Source organism: Quisquiliibacterium sp. (assembly GCF_982640115.1).
On record NZ_CEXFHW010000242.1, the window covers coordinates 1 to 4,620 of the forward strand.

The window sequence follows — 4,620 nt, forward strand, 5'->3', positions numbered from 1 at the left end:
GCCCAGCGACGACCCCAGCCGCCCATCCTGGGTGCGCGAGCCCCGACCTTCGCCGCTGCCCGGGCCGCCGATCGAGCCCGAGGGTATCCGCCGTTCCGGCGAGCTGGCCGGTCTGCTGGCGAGCGAATGGGCGCAGTTGCGGCGCCGCCGCCGCTGGCTGGCGGCTCGTCTGGCCGACCAGTCGCTGCTGACCCTTCATCACCGGCAACTCGCCACTGACCCCACCTGGGTGCGGCGGCCGGGGCGCGCCGCGACGCCGTCGGCCCAACCCCGGCCTCGGCTGCGCACCGGGCCGATGATCGTGTGCATCGACACCTCGGCCTCGATGGCCGGCGCTGCCGAGCAGGTGGCCCGCGCGATCGTGCTCGAGGCGGCCCGGGTGGCGCACTCGACCCGACGCCGCTGCCTGCTCTATGCCTGGAGTGGCCCCGGCAACCTCGCCCGACGCGAGATCGGCGGCGAGGACGGTCTGTTCGAGATCGCCCGCTTTCTGGGCGAGAGCTTCCACGGCGGCACCGATGTCTCGGATCTGTTCGCGCGGGTGCTTGACGATCTCGCGTCCGCTGCGTGGCGGCAGGCCGATCTGCTGATCGCCTCCGATGGCGAGTTCGGCTGTACACCCGCCTTGCTGGCGCGGCTGGCCGCGGCGCGCGATGACAGCGGCCTGCGCATCGAAGGGGTGCTGGTGGGCGACCGCGAGACCATCGGCATGAAGCGGGTCTGCGAACGCATCCTGCGGGTGCCTGACTGGCGTCGTCACGGCCGCGCGATCGCGCCGCCGGCGCCCATTGCCGATGCCGGTCTCACTGCGCGATTCTTTCCCGGAGCCCTGCAGTCGGCGGCGCCGCCGCCCTCGGGGAGCGCGGCATGATGCGGCTTTCCCGGTTGCGCCGATCCGCCGGGGCGGGGCGGGCATCGCGGCTGGTGGCCCTCGCCTGTGCGCTGGCCCTGCTCGCGTGGCCGCCCGCGCAGGCCGAGGCCCTGCCCGAGCCGGCAGGCATCGTCAGCGTGGAGCAGGCCGATGAGGCGCTGGCCCGGGTGGCCGTGGCTCGCGAGGAGGCGGCCGAGCATCGATATCAGTCGCTGCTTGCCTGTGCCGAGCGGCTCTGGGTCAACCGCTGCCGGGTGGCGGTCGAGACCGAGCACCGCCGGGCGCGCGAGCGTTTCGCGGCGCTCGAGCGCCGAGCCCGCGAGGTGCTGCGCGAGGCCCGCAATCTCGAGCGCAATCAGGCCCTTGCCGAGCGGCTGGCCCTGGCGCGCGAGCAGGCGCTGATCGCCCCCGAGGCCGAGGATGCTGCCCGGGCGCAGGCGCTGGCGCGTGACGCGCAGCGTGCCGCCCGCGCCCTCGACGATGCCGAGCGCGAACGCCAGGCGGCGCTCAACCTCGCGCGTCACGCCCGTCGCCAGCAGGAGCGCGAGGCGCGCGAGAAGGAGCGGGCGGAAAGGGAGAAGCTTCGCTAGATTAGGCCGCCGGTGGGCTATGCCGCGCGGGGACGGGCGACTATCATCGCGCCCGGGGTCGCCGTTGCCGGTCCCGTCTCTGCCCTTCGCCACCAGCGTTCCCGCCGCCCATGATCGATCCGGAATCCATCCGCCGTCGGATTGCCGAACTGCAGCTCGAGCACCGCGGTCTCGATGCCATGATCGAGGCGATCGGGCAGCAGACCCGGTTCGACGAGCTCCAGCTGCGCCGCCTCAAGAAGCGCAAGCTGCAGATCAAGGATGCGATCACCCTGCTGCAGATGCAGCTGGTGCCTGATCAGCCCGCCTGACTTCGTGAGCCACCCCACCCAGCCCGCCAGCCTGGCCGAGGCGAGCCAGCAGGCGCTGGGCGCGCAGGGGCCGTTCGCCGCAGCGCTTCCTGGCTACCGGGTGCGTGAAGGCCAGCTCGCCCTGGCGGGCGCGATCGCCCAGGCGATCAGCACCCAGGGCGCGCTCATCGCCGAAGCCGGCACCGGCACCGGCAAGACCTTCGCCTATCTCACGCCGGCGCTGCTCTCCGGCGGGCGGGTGGTGATCTCCACCGGCACCCGCAACCTGCAGGATCAGCTGTTCGAGCGCGATCTGCCCGAGGTGGTCCGCGCCCTCGGCGTGCATGCCGAGTGCGCGGTGCTCAAGGGGCGCGCCAACTATGTGTGCCGCTACCACCTGCGCCGCAATCTCGCCGATGGCCGCTTCGCCCGCCGCGAGGACATCATCGACCTGCGGCGGATCGACCGCTATGCCGGCGTCACGCGCACCGGCGACCGGGCTGGTGCCCCCGATGTCTCCGAAGACGCGCCCGCCTGGGCGCTGGCCACCTCCACCCGCGAGAACTGCCTTGGCCAGGAGTGCCCCGACCTGGGCGAGTGCTTCGTCATCAAGGCACGCCAGGCCGCGCAGCGCGCCGATGTGGTGGTGGTCAATCACCATCTCTTCTGCGCCGATCTCGCCCTGCGCGACGAGGGCGTGGCCGATCTGCTGCCCACCGCCGATGCGCTGATCTTCGACGAGGCCCATCAGCTGCCCGAGGTGGCTACCGGCTTCTTCGGCCTGTCGGTCTCCTCGCGCCGGCTGGTGGAGTTCGCCCGTGATGTCCTGCGCGCCGGGCTGGCCGAGGCGCGCGACGCCGCCGACTGGACCACCGTGTCGCGCGCCCTGGAGCAATCGGTGCGCGAGCTGCGGCTGCAGGCCGGCGACCCGGCCCGTCTGGATGCCGCGGCGCTGCGCGCCCGCCCGGCGCTGCTCGACGCGGTGGCCGATGCCGTCGAACAGCTCGATGGCGTGCGCGCGCTGCTCGAGCGCTCGGCCGAGCGTGGCCGCGAGATCACCCGCTGTGCGCTGCGCGCGCTGGAGCTGGTCGATCAGCTCCAGCGCTGGGAGCGGGCGGTCGTCGGCCCCGAGGCGGCCGCGCCGGCCGATCCCGATGCTGCGCCGCCTTCGGCCTGGGCAGAGGACGCGCCGGATGCCCTGACGGACACAACCGGCGCCGAGCCAGCCTCACGCCCCGTCATGCAGGAGGACACCGCCGCCGATGGCGAGCGCATCGCCTGGGCCGAGATCGGCGCCGCCGGTCTCACGCTGCATGCCACGCCGCTTTCGGTGGCCGGCACCTTCCGGCGTCACCGTGCGCAACGCCCGCGTGCCTGGGTCTTCGTCTCGGCCACGCTCGCGGTCAGCGGCTCCTTCGGGCACTTCGCGCGCGCGCTCGGCATGGAGGACGCGGCCACCCATGCCTGGGAGAGCCCCTTCGACTATCCCGCCCACGGTCTGCTCTATGTGCCCCAGGGCATCGGCGAGCCGAGCGGCGCCGATTTTCCTCAGCGGGTCTTTGACGCGATCTGGCCTCTGGTCACGGCCAACCGCGGCCGCGCCTTCGTGCTGTGCACCACCTTGCGCATGGTCGACCAGCTCGGTGTGCGCTTTGCCCGGCACATCGAGCAGGAGGGCTCGCCCATCACGCTGCTGGTCCAGGGCAGTGCGCCGCGCGCCGAGCTGCTCGCCCGCTTCCGGCAGGCGCCCGCGCCGGTGCTGGTGGGCAGCGCGAGCTTCTGGGAAGGGGTGGATGTGCGCGGCCGCCAGCTCTCGCTGGTGGTGATCGACAAGCTGCCGTTCGCGCCCCCCGACGACCCGGTGCTGGCTGCGCGCATCGAGGTCCTGCGTCGCTGCGGCGAGGACGCCTTCAGAAGCCTGCAGATGCCGGCGGCTGCCATGGCCCTGAAGCAGGGCGCCGGCCGCATGATCCGCTCCGAGACCGACCGAGGCCTGCTGGTGGTGTGCGATTCACGCCTGGCCGAGCGGGCCTACGGCCGCCAGTTGCTGCGCAGCCTGCCGCCGTTCCGGCGCACCCGGTCGTCCGAGGACGCCCTGGCGTTTCTGGCCGCGCTCGACGAGCCCGTGGCGCTCAGCGCCACACCTGCCACCAGCGACGATCAGCCTGGCTGACTCCCTGGGAGAGCAGGCTGCTGCGCGGGAAGTTGGCCTTCAACACCCGCTCGGCATCGGCCCGCAGGTCATCCAGGCCGAGCTGTTCGTAGCTCTTCATGACGATGAAGAGCGCCTCCTCGATGGCCGGCGTGTTCGGATACTGGCGAATGGCGATCTGCGCGCGATTCACCGCGGCCACATAGGCGCCGCGCTTGTAGTAGTAGCGCGCGATGTGAACCTCGCCGGCAGCCATGGAATTGACCAGGTACTTCATGCGCGCCTCGGCGTCGGCGGCATAGCGGCTGTCCGGGAATCGGGTGACCACCTCGCGGAAGGAATCGAAGGCCTCGCGCGCGGCGCGCAGGTCGCGCTCGGAGAGGTCCTGCCCGCCGAGGCTGGCCAGCCAGCCCTGCTGCTCGTTGAAGTTGATCAGGCCGCGCAGGTAGTGGACGTAGTCGAGCGAGGGATGAGCGGGGAACTGCTTGATGAAGCGGTCGGTGGAGGCCAGCGCGAGCGCGCGGTCGTTGTCCTTGAACTGCGCGTAGGCGATGTCGAGCTGGGCCTGCTGCGCCCAGCGCCCGAACGGGTAGCGGGCCTCGAGTTTCTCGAGCATCTTGATGGCCGCGCCATAGCGACCCGAGCGGATCTCGTCCTGGGCCTCCGCGTATAAGTTCTCGGGTGTCCAGCCCAGGGTGGGATCGCGCTGCTCCGGGG

4 protein-coding genes and 1 pseudogene are annotated in these 4,620 nt (G+C 72.2%); 4 read left to right on the top strand and 1 reads right to left on the bottom strand.

Annotation, left to right across the window (positions count from 1 at the left end):
- The 4 genes and pseudogenes from AC2H6A_RS18040 to yoaA all read left to right on the top strand — a co-directional run.
- Positions 1-871, top strand: a pseudogene (locus AC2H6A_RS18040) (hypothetical protein); the annotation flags it as partial.
- Positions 868-1,461, top strand: coding sequence for a hypothetical protein (locus tag AC2H6A_RS18045; RefSeq protein WP_484275104.1), 594 nt, complete (start codon positions 868-870; stop codon positions 1,459-1,461). The pseudogene AC2H6A_RS18040 and the gene AC2H6A_RS18045, both read left to right, overlap by 4 nt.
- Positions 1,462-1,571: 110 nt before the next feature.
- Positions 1,572-1,772, top strand: a complete 201-nt coding sequence (locus AC2H6A_RS18050; RefSeq protein WP_484275105.1) for a YdcH family protein — start codon at positions 1,572-1,574, stop codon at positions 1,770-1,772.
- A gap of 4 nt (positions 1,773-1,776) precedes the next feature.
- Positions 1,777-3,924 carry a DNA repair helicase YoaA gene (gene yoaA, locus AC2H6A_RS18055; RefSeq protein WP_484275106.1) on the top strand — a complete coding sequence of 716 codons (2,148 nt, stop codon included), beginning with the start codon at positions 1,777-1,779 and terminating at the stop codon, positions 3,922-3,924.
- Here yoaA and AC2H6A_RS18060 read toward each other — a convergent pair.
- On the bottom strand, positions 3,884-4,620 hold a 737-nt coding region (locus AC2H6A_RS18060; protein ID WP_484275107.1), incomplete at its 5' end, for an outer membrane protein assembly factor BamD. The two genes, yoaA and AC2H6A_RS18060, sit on opposite strands and share 41 nt — an antisense overlap.